Origin of the sequence: Allobosea caraganae (assembly GCF_003351345.1) — a bacterium.
Lineage (GTDB): Bacteria > Pseudomonadota > Alphaproteobacteria > Rhizobiales > Beijerinckiaceae > Allobosea > Allobosea caraganae.
In genome coordinates, this window is record NZ_QQTO01000034.1 from 12,253 (window position 1) to 27,403 (window position 15,151).

A 15,151-nucleotide genomic window follows, 5' to 3' on the forward strand; every position below is an offset into this window, starting at 1 on the left:
ATAAGGCTGCGGCATCGTCTTATGCCTTGCGCCTGATTGTCCGGGTTTCGGAATGGCTTACGCCTGTCCCATCAAAGGGACCCGCCATGCACGACCTGACCCGCTGCGTCCACCACCCGGCCGTCGACACCGAGGGCTATGCCAGCCTCGCGGTCGCGACCCATCGCGCCTCGACCATCGTCTATCCCGATGCCGAGAGCTTCTCGCAGCGCAAGCATCGCGGTTTCGACGGCTATACCTACGGGCTGCACGGCACCCCGACGACGCGCACGCTCGAAGCCCAGCTCAGCGAGCTGCATGGCGGCGTCCGCACCGTGCTGGTGCCGTCGGGCCAGGCTGCCGTCACCGTGGTGATGCTGTCCTTCCTGCTGCCCGGCGACAAGGTCCTGATCCCCGACCATGTCTACCCGCCGGTGCGCAGCTTTTGCGAGGAGTACCTCAAGCCGCGCGGCATCGATTACGGCGTCTACGACCCGCTGATCGGCGCCGGCATCGCCGAGCTCATCGACGAGCGCACCAGGCTGGTCTGGATCGAGTCGCCCGGCTCGGGCACGATGGAGGTCCAGGACGTGCCGGCCATCGCAGGGGCCGCCAAGGCCAAGGGCGCGCTGGTCGGCTGCGACAACACCTGGGCGACGCCGCTACTGTTCAAGCCGCTGGCGCACGGCGCCGATTTCGCCTGCGAGGCGCTGACCAAATATGTCGGCGGCCATTCCGACCTGCTGCTCGGCTCGATCACGGTCGCCGACATCGCGCTGCGCCAGACGATGAAGGAGACGCTGCGCGGGCTCGGCGTCGGCGTCTCGCCGGACGAATGCGCTCTGGCGCTGCGCGGCATCGAGACCATGGGCATCCGCGTCGCCCATATGGGCCGCGTCTCCGAGGATTTCGCCAGGCGGCTGGCCCGCTCGCCGGCGATTGATCACGTTCTGCACCCGGCGCTGCCCTCCTGCCCCGGTCACGAGTTCTGGGCGCGCGACATCAAGCGCTCGTCCGGCGTGTTCAGCATCGTGCTGAAACCGGGCGCCGAGGCCAATCTCGACGCCGCGCTGACGGCGCTGAAAATCTTCGCCATCGGCGCCTCCTGGGGCGGCACCCGCAGCCTGATCGCGCCGATGGCGGTGAAGGCCGATCGCACGGTCAAGCCCTGGACCCATGAGGGCACGGTCCTGCGCATCAGCATCGGCCTGGAAGACCCCGACGATCTCTGGGCCGATCTCGACGCGCTGCTCTTCGCGCTTGAAAGCAAGCCGACCGCCAAGGTCGCCTAGTCGCAACAGGAGAGGATTCGGTCGGCGTGGCGGCTCGGGCCGCCGCGCGCGGGAGACGTGTGCCTAAATCAAAAACAGGGGAATGACGATGAAACGCAATCCGCTTCGCTTGGCCGCCGGTGCGCTGTTCTGCGGCGCGCTTGCAAGCCCGGCCTTCGCCGCCGATACGCTCAAGACGATCCGCGATCGCGGCAAGGTCATCTGCGGCACCAGCCCCGGCGTTGCCGGCTTCTCCACGCAGGATGCGAACGGCCGCTGGCAGGGCTTCGATATCGACATCTGCCGGGCGCTCGCAGCGGTGGTCTTCAACGATTCCGAGAAGGCCGCCTTCGTCCCGCTGACGTCGAAGGATCGCCTCATCGCGCTCCAGGCCGGCGAGATCGACGTGCTGCCGCGCACCACGACCTGGACTCTGGCGCGCAATGCCGGCCAGGGCGTCACCTTCACCGCGGTGAACTACTATGACGGCCAGGGCTTCATGGTGCCGAAGAAGCTGAACGTCACCGCGGCGTGGCAGCTCGGCGGCGCTTCGATCTGCGTGGCGCAGGGCACGACGAGCGAGCTCAACCTGGCCGATTATTTCCGCAAGCTGAACCTGAAATACGAGCCGGCCGCCTTCGGCACCTCGGAGGAGGCGCTGAAGGCCTACGAGGCCGGGCGCTGCGACGCCTACACGACCGACGTCTCGGCACTCTCGGCCAACCTGCTCAAGTTCCGCGCGCCGGAAGAGCACATGGTCCTGCCAGAGGTGATCTCGAAGGAGCCGCTTGGCCCCTGGGTCCGAACCGGGGACGAGACCTGGTTCAATCTGGTGCGCTGGACGCTCTTCGCGCTGATCAACGCCGAGGAACTCGGGATCACCAAGGCCAATATCGGGGAGATGGCGAAATCGGCCAACCCGGAAGTGAAGCGCTTCCTCGGCCAGGACGGCAAGTTCGGCGAGGCGCTCGGCGTCAGCAATGATTGGGTCGTGCGGGTGATCTCCGCCGTCGGCAATTACGGCGAGAGCTTCGACAGCCATCTCGGCATGAAGTCGCGCATGCACCTGCAACGCGGCCCGAACGAGCTCTGGACCAAGGGCGGCCTGCAATACAGCCCGCCTTTCCGGTAAGCGCCGCTCGTCAGGGCAGCGGCGGGAAGGGTGCCCGGGCGCCGCTTCCTATTTTTCGGCATCACGTTCCAAGGCCGGGGCTTGCGAATGCAGGTCCCCTGACTATCTCCCGTTACGAAGGGGTCAATCGCGGAGGCATGATCATGCACCACGAGAGACTGAAGCAGTTCCGTTGCCAGTCCGTCGAGAAGGCTCGCGCGGTCGGCATCCCCGCCTATTTCCTCGATGAGTTCGACGGTGTCCTGCGTGTCCTGCCCGATGGCAGGAAGGAGCGCATCGTCGTCACCGAGGGACGGCCGGTCATCTTGCCTCTGGGCACCATACCCCCTTGGCCCATGACCCTCCGCTGACGCCGCTGTTCTCCCTCAGCGCGCCGTCCAGCCGCCATCGGCGGTGAGCGTCGTGCCGGTGCAGAAGGAGGATTCGTCGCTCGCCAGGAAGAGCATGGCGCGGGCGATCTCGATAGGTTGGCCGAGCCGCTCCATCGCCTGGCGCTGCTCCAGCCCGCGGCGCAGCCCGGCCGCATCCGGCGACCTGGCGAAGATCTCGGCGAAATAGGGCGATTCGATCGTTCCGGGCGCGACGCAGTTGATCCTGATCTTGGCCGCGACATGGTCGATCGCCATGGCCCGCGTCAGCGCCGCGACCGCGCCTTTCGAGGCGACATAGGCCGCGCGGTCGGTGATGCCGATATTGGCGACGGCCGACGCCGTGTTGACGATGGCGCCGCCGCCCTGCCGCTCCATCACCGGAATCGCGTATTTGCAGCCGAAGAACACGCCCTTGACGTTTACCGCCATCAGCGCGTCCCAATCGGCCTCAGAGGTGTTGACCACCGTGCCGGCGAAGCCGAAGCCGGCATTGTTGACGAGGATGTCGAGCCGGCCGTGAGCGGCGACCGCCTTGCCGATCATCGCCTCGACCTCGGCCTCCTTGCTGACATCGACCTTATGCGCCGCCGCCTTGCCGCCCTGTGCGACGATCTCCGCGGCGACGCTCTCGGCAGCGGAAAGATTGCGATCCGCGACCATGACGACCGCACCCTCGCTGGCGAATAGTTTTGCCGCCTCGTGTCCGATGCCGGAGCCGGCCCCGGTGATGATCGCGATCCTGCCTGCCAGTCTCATTCGCTTCCGTCCCTTTTCGCCGCGCCGAGAGATCGTTTGAGAATTCGCCAGCGCGAGTTGGCTGGCGTGGTTGTCGAGAACCGGAGCGGACTTTTGTCCGTGAGCACCGGAAGCGCAGACAGCTGCGTCAGGCGGCCGCGATGGTAGAATTCTCAAGCGGTCTCTCACAGCATCATGACCGGTGAAAAATACTGCTCGATCGCCGCCAGCAGCGAGCGGCTGACGATCCAGGAGGTCTTGGGATTGCTGGGCGACGGCGCATTGGTGATCTCGGTGCGCATCGTGCCGTATTCGCAATCGACCGTGATCGCATGGCTGTTGCCGCGCGCGGCGGGATCGCAGATCACCGCGACCTCGACCTTCTCGAAGCCCGGCCCGGCCAGCGCCAGCGCCGCCGCGACGTTGAGGTTGAGCGGATAGGTCGCCGCCGCCTCGCGGGCATTGCCGCGAAACAGCGTCACCGGCTCGGCCAGCGTGGCGGGATCATGGCCGCGCTTCACCAGCTCCTCGCGCCAGGCCGCCGGCGGCTTGTGCGATTCATAGCGCAGAGCGAGCGATGTCGCATCGCGGACTGCGCGGACATAGTCGACGCCGCCGAGTGCGCCGGAGGGCAGCAGGATGCGCCCGCCAGACGCCTTCGCCGTCTTGACCAGCCCGGCGAAGAGCGCTTCGTCATGCAGCGCGCCGATCGAGGAGATCAGCACCGGCAGCCCGAGCGCGAGGCATTGCGGCACGCTCTTGCGTACGGCTTCGTGCCCGGCCGCCTCGACGACGATCTCCGGCCCGAAGGCCCGCAATTCCTCGCAATCGGCGAGCAGCGCGCAACCCTCCGGCACCCGCACCCGCGACTCGGATTCCGGCGGCAGCAACACGCCGAGCTCATAACCCGGCGCCGTCCGCGCCAGCAGCGCCGGCGCCAGGTCGCCTGCGATCGATCCGAAGCCGATCAGGGCAATGCGGCGCCGACTCACCCGAGCGCCCCGATCCACTCCGCCACCGTCGCGGTGAAGGCGTCCGGCCGCGAGACCGGGAAGAAATGCCCGCCGGTATCCAGCATGGTCTTGCGCGCGCCGTGCAGGGCCGCCGCCAGCTCCTCCTGCAGGAAGGCAGGGACGATCATGTCGTCGCGCGTGCCCAGGATCAGCGCCGGCAGCGTGAGCGAGCCGATGTGCTTGGAGCCGTCGAAGGCGAGCAGGGCGTCGATGCGCTCGCGCACCACCTGCCGCGCCTGGGCCGAGCTCGGCGCCTTGGCCAGCGCCGCCTCATGGACGGCCCAGTTGGCCTCCAGCCAGGCCGGCGGATAGGCCAGCAGGCTCGCCGTCGCCGCATAGGCCTGCGGGTTCTCGTCGAGGATGGCGCGGCGCGTGCCGAACAGGGCGGTCATGTAGCGGCTCGGCTTCAGCCAGGTCGCGCTGAGGATGAGCCCGTCGAGCCGTTCCGGCGCCTGCCGCGCCAGCGACTGGCCGATGCAGCCGCCGGTGGAATGGCCGAGCAGCACCGCCCGCTTGACGCCGACTGCATCGAGCACCGCCAGGCAATCCCGTGCCAGCAGGTCGATGGTGCAGGGAGCCTCGCCGCGCGAACTCGCACCGATGCCGCGCTGGTCGAAGCGGATCACCCGGAAGGAGCGTGCCAGGGTCGCTGCGCTGTCGTTCCAGAACCCTGCGGTGCCGCCTAGCCCGCTGACCAGCAGCAGCGCCGGCCCGGAGCCTTCGACACTCGCCTTCAGCTCCGCGCCATCCGCCGTGCGGACCACGAAGTTCTCGGAGGCGACGCGGGGCGTGGCGGCACTCATTGCAGCGGAGAATAGGCTACGGGGGTGAGGATGCGCGAGCTTTGGATATCGAGCAGCTCGTGCTCGCCGTAGAGCTTGCCCGCCTTCACGCGGTAGTCGCGCTCTTCGTAGATCATCTCGAACTCACATCTCGCAAGCCGTCAGCCTGGCGCGGCGTCCCCCGAGCGGGCGATTCAGCGCCGGGTGATGTTGACTGACCTGCGGGCCAGCATGGACGTTGCCCGATGCGTGTCAACGCCGTCCTGACCTGCGCCAGCGCTCTCGCCGGGCAACGCCGGGCTATGCCATGCTCGGTCTTCTGCTTGGGTCGCGCGGCCCGAAGCGCCCCCAATCCGCCTTCCCCGCCAGATGCGAAAGACTTTCCCATGCATGTCCTGGACCACGCGACCCAGCCGCTCGAGACCTGGCGCGACGGCGTGATGACGCTGATGCGCGTTTCGGCGACGATCCAGAGCCGGCAGCTCTGCATCTTCGAGCAGTTCTGCGATCCGGGCCTGGGCGCGCCGATGCATCTTCATGCGGTGGAGGAGGTGCTCGAGGTCGTCGCGGGCGAGGCCGAGGTCACCCTGCGCGACGAGAGCATGATCGTCACGGCGAACCAGTCCGTGCTCATCCCGGCCGGCGCGCGCCATGGCTTCAAGAATGTCGGAACCGGAATCCTGCACGTGCGTGCGACGCTTGCAGCCGCGATCTTCGAGGCGTCCTACGATGACCGCGCCGAGCTGTCGCGGCGCTATGTTCCGGACAACGCCTGACGGCGTCAGGACTGCAGGGCCAGCTCGATGAAGCCGATCAGTTGCTGGCTGTCGAAGGGCTTGGCCAAAAAGCCGATCCCTCCGGCGCCCATCGCCCGGGCGCGGACGCGCTCGTCGGGGAAGGCGGTGATGAAGATCACGGGGATGTCGTAGCCGCGGCTGCGCAGGGCCGTCGCCAGCTCGACGCCGCCGAGCCCGTCCATCTGGACGTCGGTGATGACGCAGTCGATCGGCGAGGCCCGCACGCTCGCCAGGAAATCCTCCGCCGAGGCGAAGCTCCGGGCGGCCAGGCCCAATGACCGCACCAGGTTCTGCGTCGCGACGCGGACGGAGGCGTCGTCGTCGACGATGGCAACGGTCTTGGTCATGGATCTGCTTTTTCCGATGGGCTGGCTGAGTGCGCTCGCCCTTGTCCCCTCCTACATGCGCTCCAAAGCCAGGAACGGGAATCATACACAGGTTTAGGTCGGTGTTTCCTCAGCCGAGCGTCGGCTGAATCGCCTGGAACATCTTGACCAGTTCGGCGAGGGAGCGCGCACCCATCTTCTCCATGACGTGGCCGCGATGGATCTTGACGGTGATCTCGCTGACGCCGAGCTTGCCGGCGACCTGCTTGTTCATCAGGCCCGTCGTCACCAGCGCCAGGACCTCGCGCTCGCGCGCCGTCAGCGCGTCGTAGCAGGTCTTCAGCTTGGCGAGCTGACCGTCGGCTGTTCGCCGTGCCCGGTCCCGCTCCAGCGCCTGCGAGACCGCGTCGAGCATGTCCTGGTCGCGGAACGGCTTGATCAGGAAGTCGAGCGCGCCCGCCTTCATCGCCCGCACGGACATCGGCACGTCGCCATGGCCGGTCATGAAGACGATCGGGATGTTGTTGCCCGCCCTGGCCAGCTGGCCCTGGAAGTCGAGCCCGCTGACGCCGGGCAGCCTGACGTCGAGCACGAGGCAGCTATCGACATTGGCCGCCGGCCGCGCCAGGAACTCGGCCGAGGACGCGAACAGCTCGACGCGCATGCCGACGGACCTGAACAGGTTGCTCAGGGCCTCGCGCATGGACGGGTCGTCATCGACCACGAAGACGGTGGGGGACTGCGGGTCGGCCATCAAAGCGCTTCTTTATGGGCAGGCAGCGAGACGGTGAAGGTTGCCCCAGCATTATGCGCCGCGCTGGCGCGGATGCGGCCGCCATGGGCCTCGAGGATAGAGCGGCAGATCGACAATCCCATCCCCATGCCGTTGGCCTTGGTCGTGTAGAAGGCGTTGAACAGGCTCGACGCCGTGTCCGGATCGAAGCCCGGACCTGAATCGGCCACGGTCATTTCAAGCGCACCATCAGCGACACTGCAACTGATGCCGAGATCTCTCGGCCGCCCCTCGACCGTGCCCATGGCCTGGCAGGCATTGACGATGAGGTTGATCAGCACCTGCTGGATCTGCACGCGGTCGCCGAAGGCGGGCGGCAGGTCCTCGTCCAGCTTCAGGCTGAGATGGGCCCGGTGCCCGTCCAGCTCCCGGCGAACCAGCGTCACGGTCTCCGTGATCAGCTCGTCGAGGGCGAAGGCCGCCTGCTGCGGCGTCGATTTGCTGGAGAGCGCGCGCAGCCGCTTGATCACCGCGCTGGCGCGCTTGGCGTCGTCGACCATGCTCTGCAGCGAGGTCCGGCCCTCCTGGAGTTCGGGCTCGGGCCGGTTGAGCCAGCGCAGCCCGGCCTCGCCGTTGGTGACGATCGCGGCGAGCGGCTGGTTGACCTCATGGGCGATCGACGCGGTCAGCTCGCCCAGGGTCGCGACGCGCGTGACATGGGCCAGCTCCGCCTGCGCGTGATGCAGGGCGTCCTCGGCCTCGCGCCGGGCGGTGACGTCCATGATCGTGACGAGGACCTGGCCGAGTTCGGGGCGCTCGGACGGGACCGCCACGGTGAAGAGGACGTTGAGCCGCCGGCCGTCGAGCGTGCCCATCAGGCTCTCCGCCTCGTAGGCGGTGCTGCCATCCCATAGCGCTGATAGCATCGACCAGAGCGCGCCCTCCATCTCCTTGGGCGCGAGCTGGGGCAGCGCCGCGCGGAAATCCGCGACGCTGCCTGCGCCGAACATCGTCAGGGTGGTGTCGTTGGCGTTGATCAGGCGCATCTTGCCGAGCATGCGCCGGGCGAAGCCCGGGTCCTCGGCTCTGACGGCGTCGATGCCGCGGCCGGCGGTCTTGAGCGCCGCGATCGCCGTCCCGACCTCGGAGAAGTCCATTTCGAGGATGGCGACGCCCGTCGCGAGGAAGATGTGGCGATAGCGCCGCTCGCTCTCGCCGAGGACGGCGATGCCGGCCTTGACCTTGGCGGCCAGCAGCGTGGTGATGCCGATCGCCGACAGGCTGACCAGGCACCGTGCCACCGGCCCGGAATCGAACCGGGCGCCATGGGACAGAATGAAGCTGAGCAGCGTCAGCGCCATGCAGCCCGCCCCGATCAGGAGGATGCGGCGCCGGTCGGCGAAATTCAGCGCGAGCAGCACGACCGCGACATAGAGCACCGCGATCGCGATATCGAACGGCGTCAGCGTGTCGATGGCGAAGATGATCGTCGCGAGGGAAAGCGCCGCGATCGGTGAGAACAAGGACATCCGCTTCCCCTGCAGGCCCAATGGCCCCGGGTCGGGCTCGCGCATCCCGGATGGCCGGCGCCCGTCATAGCGCAACTCCGGCCGCGCCGTATCGCCTCCCGTCGCCTGCGGCATCTCTAGACTTTCGTCAGGGACCACTCATACGCGAGTATGATCGGGGCAAACGAGCGTCCGATTACGCGGCCGGGCCACGCCGCCTAGGCTCTCTCCATCGCAACCCGATGAGACGAGACCGAGCCATGGACACCGCCAAACACCTGCGCACCGCCCCCCTCCAGACACCGACCGACCTTGGCTCGAATGCGACCAAGGACATCGCGCCGGCCCTGACCACGCTGCTGGCGGACACCTTCGCGCTCTACCTGAAGACCAAGAATTTCCACTGGCACATGTCGGGGCCGCATTTCCGCGACTACCACCTGATGCTGGACGAGCAGGGCGAGCAGATCTTCGCCATGACCGATGCGATCGCCGAGCGCGCCCGCAAGATCGGCGGCACGACGCTCCGCTCCATCGGCCACGCCGGCCGCCTGCAGCGGCTCGCCGATAATGACGCGGATTACGTCACCCCCAGCGACATGCTGGCGGAGCTTGCCAGCGACAACCGGCAGTTCGCCTCCTTCCTGCGCGCGACCCATGCCGTCGCCGAGGAGCACAACGACGTCGCCACCACCAGCCTCATCGAGGTCTGGATCGACGAGACCGAGCGCCGCGCCTGGTTCCTGTTCGAGGCCGGCCGCCCGGCCTCCTGAGACGCCCACGCCTGACCATCACCTCAACCGCCGTCCCGCCAACGTTGCGGGCGGCCCAATCGGGAGAAGAGACATGCTGACCAACGGGTTTTCCAAGACCGTGTTTGGCCCGGCTTTGGCTGCGGCCCTCATGGTCGCCGCGCCTGCGGCGAAGGCCGAGACGACCGCTCCGGTCAAGGCCAAGAACGTGATCCTGGTCCACGGCGCCTGGGCCGACGGCTCCAGCTGGGGCGAGGTCATCCCGCGGCTCCAGGCCGCCGGCCTGAACGTCACCGCGGTCCAGAACCCGCTCAGCTCGCTGGAGGATTCCGTGGCGGCCACGCGCCGGGCGCTCGCCCTGCAGGATGGGCCGACCGTGATCGTCGCCCATTCCTGGGGCGGCACCGTGATCAGCGAGGTCGGCACCGATCCGAAGGTTTCGGCGCTGGTCTATGTCGCCGCCCGGGCGCCGGATGCGAACGAGGATTTCGTCGCCCTGTCGGCGAAGTTCCCGACCGGCCCCGTCCGCGCCGGCATCCAGGTCAATGACGGCTACACGCAGCTCTCCGAGGATGCGTTCCTGAAGTACTTCGCCAATGGCGTCGCCCCGAAGCAGGCCAAGGAGCTCTACGCCGTCCAGGGCTCCACCGCCGCCTCCATCTTCTCGGGCCGCACGACGCAGGCCGCCTGGCACAGCAAGCCGTCCTGGTACGCCGTCTCGAAGCTCGACTACACCATCAATCCCGACCTGGAGCGCTTCCTCGCCAAGCGCATGAACGCCACCACCGTGGAGCTGAACGCCGGGCATCTTTCCCTGGTGTCGCATCCCAAGGAGGTCGCCGACCTGATCCTGCAGGCGGCCGGGTACAAGAAGTGATGGGGACCACGACCGGCGGCGCGAGCTGTCGCCGGCCGCCCCATCGGCAAGCAGGCGCGGCTCCGGCCGCGCCTGCCCAAATCGGGCAACGCGGGGCATGCAACCCCTCAGGCCTTGCAGCCGTTGTAGAAAACCTCGGCGCACTGCCTGGCCCGGAGGACGATCTCGTCGCGCTGCGGCGCCGAGCGCTGGCCCATCATCGCGGTGCGCTGCGGCTCCATGGCCATCATGCCGCGCAGCATGCCGGACGCGATGTGGATGTCGTCGATGCGAAGGGCGCCCTTGTCCTTCTGCTTCGTCAGCCAGTTCTCGATCACGCCGTTCACCGGCACGATGGCCGATTGGTAGAAGGCCGCCGCGACCTCGGGGAAGCGCTCGCATTCGCTGATGACGAGGCGGTTGATGGCGATCGTCTCCGCGCTCAGCGTCAGCAGGCCGAAGGCGAGCAGGATGTGCTCGAGCGCCTCGCGGGTGTCGAGCTCGTCGCTGACATCGTCGTCGAGGTCGAGCAGGAAGCGGCCGATGCGGTGGCGGATCGTGGCCTCGAACAGCTCCGCCTTGGTCGGCACGAGCTTGTAGAGGGTCTTGGTCGAGACGCCGGCACGATCTGCCACCGCCTTGATGTTGGTGCCGGCATAGCCGTTCGACTGAAACTCGCGGTCCGCCGCGTCGACGATGAGGCGCAGCGTCTCTTCGTCGGGCCGGGCCTGCGGCCGTCCGCGGGAGCGCCTCACGGTCTCGTGAATTTGCTCGTGAATTTGTCGCATGATTGTTTTCCAAATTCCCGTTGACAGCATCAACGTAGATACTATTTTGGAAAACATCAAGTTTCTAAAATGTAAGAAACGCTGGTTTCCACACCCTGCAGGAGCAGAACCGATGAGCAAGCATCAGGATCGCATCACTGCCGAACGCGCCATTCCTCCGGGAGAGGCCGTGCCGGACATCGTCGCCGAGAAGCTGGCCCAAGCGATCGCCGCCGAAGCGATTGCCGCCGCGGAGCCCGTCCAGCCGAAGCACACCCTGCGCCGCGTCGCGCTGGCCGGCGTCGCCGTCGCCGCGCTCATGGGCGCCGGCTATTGGGGCCACGACTACTGGACGGTCGGGCGCTTCCAGATCTCGACCGACGACGCCTATGTGAAGGCCGACAGCACCACGATCGCCCCGAAGATCTCCGGCTATATCGGCGAGGTGCTGGTTCGCGACAACGAGCCCGTCAAGGCCGGCCAGGTGCTGGCCCGGATCGACGACCGCGACTTCGCCGTCGCGCTGGACCAGGCCAAGGCCGATGTCGCCGCCGCCCGCGCCGCCGTCACCAGCAAGCAGGCCCAGCTCGACGCCCAGCAATCGGTGATCGACACCGCCAGGGCGACGATCGAGGTCGACAAGGCCAACCAGACCTTCGCCGAGCAGGACAACGATCGCTACACGAACCTCGCCAGGACCGGCTACGGCTCGGTGCAGAACCAGCAGTCGGCGCAGGCCAGGATCGATGCCGCCCGCGCCGCGACGGCACGCGACACGGCCGCGCTCGCCGCGGCGCAGAAGCAGGTCGACCTGATCAAGGCCGACCTCGCCCAGGCCCAGGCCACCGTCGCCCATGACGAGGCCGTCCAGCGCCAGGCCGAGCTCAACCTGTCCTACACGTTGATCACCGCCCCGGTCGACGGCACCGTCGGCAACCGCACGCTACGCCTCGGCCAGTACGTCCAGGCCGGCACGCAGCTGATGGCGGTCGTCCCGCTCGCGGGCACCTACATCGTCGGGAACTTCAAGGAGACGCAGCTCACCGACGTGAAGCCCGGCCAGAAGGTCGAGGTCGAGGTCGACATGTTCCCGGGCGTCACGGTCGCCGGCCATGTCGACAGCATCGCCCCGGCCAGCGGCCAGGAATTCGCCCTGCTGCCGCCGGACAACGCCACCGGCAACTTCACCAAGGTCGTCCAGCGCGTCCCGGTGAAAATCGCGCTCGACTCCGGCCACGCGCTGGCAGGCGACCTGCGCCCGGGCATGTCTGTGGTTCCCACCATCAACACCAAGGTCTCGAACGAGAAGGTCGCGGCGGACGTGCGGTAACCCGCGCGGCCGGCCTGCAAGGAGCTCGGTCATGTCGAACCAATCAGCTACCGCCGCCCCGCAGGTCCCGTCTGCACCGGACAAGGCCAGCCTCTCCACCTGGATCGCGATCGTCGCCGGCGCCATCGGCGCCTTCATGGCGATCCTGAACATCCAGATCACCAACGCCTCGTTGCTCGACATCGAGGGCGGCATCGGCACCGGCGTCGACAACGGCGCCTGGATCTCGACCTCCTACCTGATCGGCGAGATCATCGTCATCCCGCTGACGAGCTATATGAGCCGGGTCTTCTCCTTCAAGCGCTACATCATCTGGAGCACGGTCGCCTTCGCGCTGTTCTCCATGGCCTGCGCCTTCGCCAGCTCGCTCGGCGAGATGATCGTGATGCGCGGCCTGCAGGGCTTCGCCGGCGGCGTGCTCATCCCGATGGCCTTCACCATGATCGCGACGCGCCTGCCGAAGTCGCAGCAGCCGGCGGGCCTTGCCATGTTCGCGCTGGCGGTCACCTTCGCGCCGGCGATCGGCCCGACCATCGGCGGCTATCTGACCGAGAACTACGGCTGGCAGACCATCTTCTTCATCAACACGCTGCCCAGCATCGCGATGGTCATCGCCCTCTACTTCACGTTGGAGAAGCAGCCGATGCAGCTCGGCCTGCTCAGGGAGGGCGACTGGGCCGGCATCGCCACGATGGCGATCGGCCTCTCGGCGCTGCAGACCCTGCTCGAGGAGGGCAACAAGGACGACTGGTTCCAGTCGCCCTTCATTGTCCGCCTGGCGGTGATCGCGGTCGTGTTCCTGACGGCGTTCATCTGGATCGAGCTCAAGGTCAAGAAGCCGCTCGTCGACCTCTCGCTGCTGAAGAACCGCAATTTCAGCGTCGGCACGATCTCGAATGTCCTCGTCGGCTTCGGCCTGTTCGGCTCGGTCTACGTGCTGCCGCAATATCTCGGCCAGGTGCAGGGCTACAACGCCGAGCAGATCGGCATGGTGCTGGCCTGGACCGGCCTGCCGCAGCTCCTGCTGATCCCGCTCGTGCCGATGCTGATGAAGCGCTTCGACATCCGCTACATCACCTTCGTCGGCATCGCGCTCTTCGCCGCCTCGTGCTTCATGAACACCCACATGTCGCTGAACTATTCCGGCGACCAGCTGTTCTGGCCGAACGTCGTGCGCGCCGTCGGCCAGTCCCTGGTGCTGACGCCGCTGACAGCCATCGCGATGATGAGCATCCAGCCCAAGGACGCCGCCAACGCGTCGGGCCTGTTCAACATGCTCCGCAATCTCGGCGGCGCGGTCGGCACCGCGGCGCTGGGCACGATCATCACCAAGCGCGAGCAGTTCCACTCGAACATCATCGGCCAGGCGGTCAATCCCTTCCGCGACGAGGTGCGCGCCCGCCTCGCGCAGATGACGAACTACTTCATGGCGCATGGCGTCTCCGACCCTGCGACCGCCCAGCACCAGGCTGCCATCGCGCTCGGCCAGACGGTGAAGCGCCAGGCATTGGTCATGGGCTTCAGCGACACCTTCGCGATCATCGGCATCGTCCTGGCGATCGCGGCCGTCGCGGTCCTGTTCGCCCGGAAGGGGCAGGGCGGCAGCGCGGCGCCCGCGCATTGACGTAATCGCGGCAGCGACGCCTGGCAGAACGCAGTTGACCAGGCGTAGCGGCGGATCGCGAACGGCCGTCCACAGTTGAGCGTGAATCGCGCCGGCGGCGTGCGCGCAACGAGAAGACATCGCCCCCGCCTTCTGAAACAAGCCCGGTCTTCAATGGCATCTTGCCGCCGTGCCCATGGTACCGCGGTCGAGCTTGGCGGGGGTATTGTCAGCTCGAAGCCTTCGTCTTCCTCGACCACGGCATCACGCGTGCGACCTCGATCGGCGCGAGTCCGGCCTGGCGCCCGTTCGAACGCGTTTCGGCCAACCGGCACGAATCCGGGCTTTATTTCCGGCTCACCTTACGCAAGAGCATCTGAGCCACTTTCATCAGGACAAGACCATGGCCCCTTTGCCGCTTTTCTATTCCAGCATCATCGTGCTCGATCGCAACACGCATCGCGAATCCCGGCTCGCCCCGGTCGAGAAGCCCTACGCCTTCGCCGCCAGCACCCATGTCCTGCCGGCGCTGGTGGCGGAGTTCGCAGTCGGCTGCCGCGACATGCCGATCCTGTTCCTGGAGGAGCCGGCCGGCATCTCGCCGCTGTTCATGGTCGGCATGCGCTCCGCCGAAAGCTGCTTCGTCGATGCCGACGGCCGTTGGCGCGGACAGCATCCGCCGGCCTATTTGCGGCGCTACCCGTTCATCGGCGGCGAGGTCTCGGCGCAGCAGCAGGTCATCTGCATCGATGGCGGCTATGCCGGGCTGCAGGACAAGGAGGGCGAGCGCCTCTTCACCGAAGCGGGCGAGCCGGGGGATGCGCTGCAGCGCATCATCACCTTCGTCGGCGAATATGCCGATGCGGCAAAGGTGACGGCTGCCTTCACGGCCGAGCTCAAGGCCCTGGACCTGCTCCAGACCATCAATATCGAGATCCGCTCGCCGGATGGCGCGAGCTCGAACTTCTCCGGCTTCGCCGCCGTCAGCGAGGAGCGGTTCAACGCGCTCTCCGACGAGGCGCTGCTCGAGCTCAAGCGCAAGGGCTACCTCGCGCCGATCTACGCCCACCTGATCAGCCTGGCGAATTTCGCCCTGCTCGGCGAGCGGGCGGCGACCCGAGCCTGATCCGTTAGCCGGCAGGCCGGGGCGCGGGCGGCTCAACCACGGCGGGAGGCCCTGCCCGCGCCATCGGCAC

Annotated in this window: 16 protein-coding genes; 9 read left to right on the forward strand and 7 right to left on the reverse strand. The window is 67.4% G+C overall.

All coding sequences use genetic code 11. The features are described from left to right. Positions 1–86: 86 nt before the first annotated feature. From metC to DWF00_RS23170, 3 genes are all read left to right on the forward strand, one after another. Positions 87–1,271, forward strand: a complete 1,185-nt coding sequence (gene metC, locus DWF00_RS23160) for a cystathionine beta-lyase (RefSeq protein ID WP_114831133.1) — start codon at positions 87–89, stop codon at positions 1,269–1,271. Between the two features lie 88 nt (positions 1,272–1,359). Next, positions 1,360–2,382, forward strand: a complete 1,023-nt coding sequence (locus tag DWF00_RS23165) for an amino acid ABC transporter substrate-binding protein (RefSeq protein WP_114831153.1) — start codon at positions 1,360–1,362, stop codon at positions 2,380–2,382. Between the two features lie 143 nt (positions 2,383–2,525). Then, the gene (locus DWF00_RS23170) at positions 2,526–2,732 is read left to right on the forward strand and encodes a hypothetical protein (protein ID WP_147283760.1); all 207 of its coding nucleotides are present in this window, start codon (positions 2,526–2,528) and stop codon (positions 2,730–2,732) included. Between the two features lie 15 nt (positions 2,733–2,747). On the opposite strand, the gene DWF00_RS23175 is transcribed toward DWF00_RS23170, so the two are convergent. The 3 genes from DWF00_RS23175 to DWF00_RS23185 all read right to left on the reverse strand — a co-directional run bounded on the left by DWF00_RS23175 (position 2,748) and on the right by DWF00_RS23185 (position 5,265). Then, positions 2,748–3,509, reverse strand: a complete 762-nt coding sequence (locus DWF00_RS23175) for an SDR family oxidoreductase (RefSeq protein WP_114831131.1) — start codon at positions 3,507–3,509, stop codon at positions 2,748–2,750. A 164-nt stretch (positions 3,510–3,673) separates the two neighbouring features. Then, a complete protein-coding gene (locus tag DWF00_RS23180) occupies positions 3,674–4,480 on the reverse strand; it encodes an aspartate dehydrogenase (protein WP_114831130.1) in 807 nt (268 codons plus the stop codon). Further along, positions 4,477–5,265 carry an alpha/beta fold hydrolase gene (locus DWF00_RS23185; RefSeq protein ID WP_245974238.1) on the reverse strand — a complete coding sequence of 263 codons (789 nt, stop codon included), beginning with the start codon at positions 5,263–5,265 and terminating at the stop codon, positions 4,477–4,479. The genes DWF00_RS23180 and DWF00_RS23185 overlap by 4 nt, the downstream gene beginning before the upstream one ends. A gap of 404 nt (positions 5,266–5,669) precedes the next feature. Here DWF00_RS23185 and DWF00_RS23190 point away from each other — a divergent pair, with 404 nt between their 5' ends. Next, positions 5,670–6,059 (forward strand): cupin domain-containing protein, encoded by a 390-nt coding sequence (locus DWF00_RS23190; RefSeq protein WP_114831128.1) that lies wholly within the window; start codon positions 5,670–5,672, stop codon positions 6,057–6,059. Positions 6,060–6,064: 5 nt separating this feature from the next. Here the strand turns inward: DWF00_RS23190 and DWF00_RS23195 are convergent, their stop codons facing one another. The 3 genes from DWF00_RS23195 to DWF00_RS23205 all read right to left on the reverse strand — a co-directional run bounded on the left by DWF00_RS23195 (position 6,065) and on the right by DWF00_RS23205 (position 8,668). Beyond that, positions 6,065–6,427 (reverse strand): response regulator transcription factor, encoded by a 363-nt coding sequence (locus tag DWF00_RS23195; protein WP_114831127.1) that lies wholly within the window; start codon positions 6,425–6,427, stop codon positions 6,065–6,067. A 109-nt stretch (positions 6,428–6,536) separates the two neighbouring features. Then, positions 6,537–7,160, reverse strand: a complete 624-nt coding sequence (locus tag DWF00_RS23200; protein WP_114831126.1) for a response regulator transcription factor — start codon at positions 7,158–7,160, stop codon at positions 6,537–6,539. Next, positions 7,160–8,668 (reverse strand): sensor histidine kinase, encoded by a 1,509-nt coding sequence (locus DWF00_RS23205; protein WP_181832794.1) that lies wholly within the window; start codon positions 8,666–8,668, stop codon positions 7,160–7,162. The genes DWF00_RS23200 and DWF00_RS23205 overlap by 1 nt, the downstream gene beginning before the upstream one ends. A 239-nt stretch (positions 8,669–8,907) precedes the next feature. Here DWF00_RS23205 and DWF00_RS23210 point away from each other — a divergent pair, with 239 nt between their 5' ends. Both DWF00_RS23210 and DWF00_RS23215 read left to right on the forward strand, forming a co-directional pair. Beyond that, entirely contained in the window at positions 8,908–9,420 is a 513-nt protein-coding gene (locus DWF00_RS23210; RefSeq protein WP_114831124.1) for a Dps family protein, read from the forward strand. Between the two features lie 73 nt (positions 9,421–9,493). Then, entirely contained in the window at positions 9,494–10,276 is a 783-nt protein-coding gene (locus DWF00_RS23215; RefSeq protein WP_114831123.1) for an alpha/beta fold hydrolase, read from the forward strand. 107 nt (positions 10,277–10,383) lie between these two features. On the opposite strand, the gene DWF00_RS23220 is transcribed toward DWF00_RS23215, so the two are convergent. Beyond that, positions 10,384–11,043 carry a TetR/AcrR family transcriptional regulator gene (locus DWF00_RS23220; RefSeq protein ID WP_245974240.1) on the reverse strand — a complete coding sequence of 220 codons (660 nt, stop codon included), beginning with the start codon at positions 11,041–11,043 and terminating at the stop codon, positions 10,384–10,386. A gap of 112 nt (positions 11,044–11,155) precedes the next feature. Between DWF00_RS23220 and DWF00_RS23225 the strand changes: the two genes are divergently transcribed. From DWF00_RS23225 to DWF00_RS23235, 3 genes are all read left to right on the forward strand, one after another. After that, positions 11,156–12,352, forward strand: a complete 1,197-nt coding sequence (locus DWF00_RS23225) for an HlyD family secretion protein (RefSeq protein WP_114831121.1) — start codon at positions 11,156–11,158, stop codon at positions 12,350–12,352. Between the two features lie 31 nt (positions 12,353–12,383). Beyond that, positions 12,384–13,976, forward strand: coding sequence for an MDR family MFS transporter (locus DWF00_RS23230; protein WP_114831120.1), 1,593 nt, complete (start codon positions 12,384–12,386; stop codon positions 13,974–13,976). Between the two features lie 382 nt (positions 13,977–14,358). Beyond that, entirely contained in the window at positions 14,359–15,081 is a 723-nt protein-coding gene (locus DWF00_RS23235) for a SapC family protein (RefSeq protein ID WP_181832793.1), read from the forward strand. Positions 15,082–15,151 lie beyond the last annotated feature (70 nt).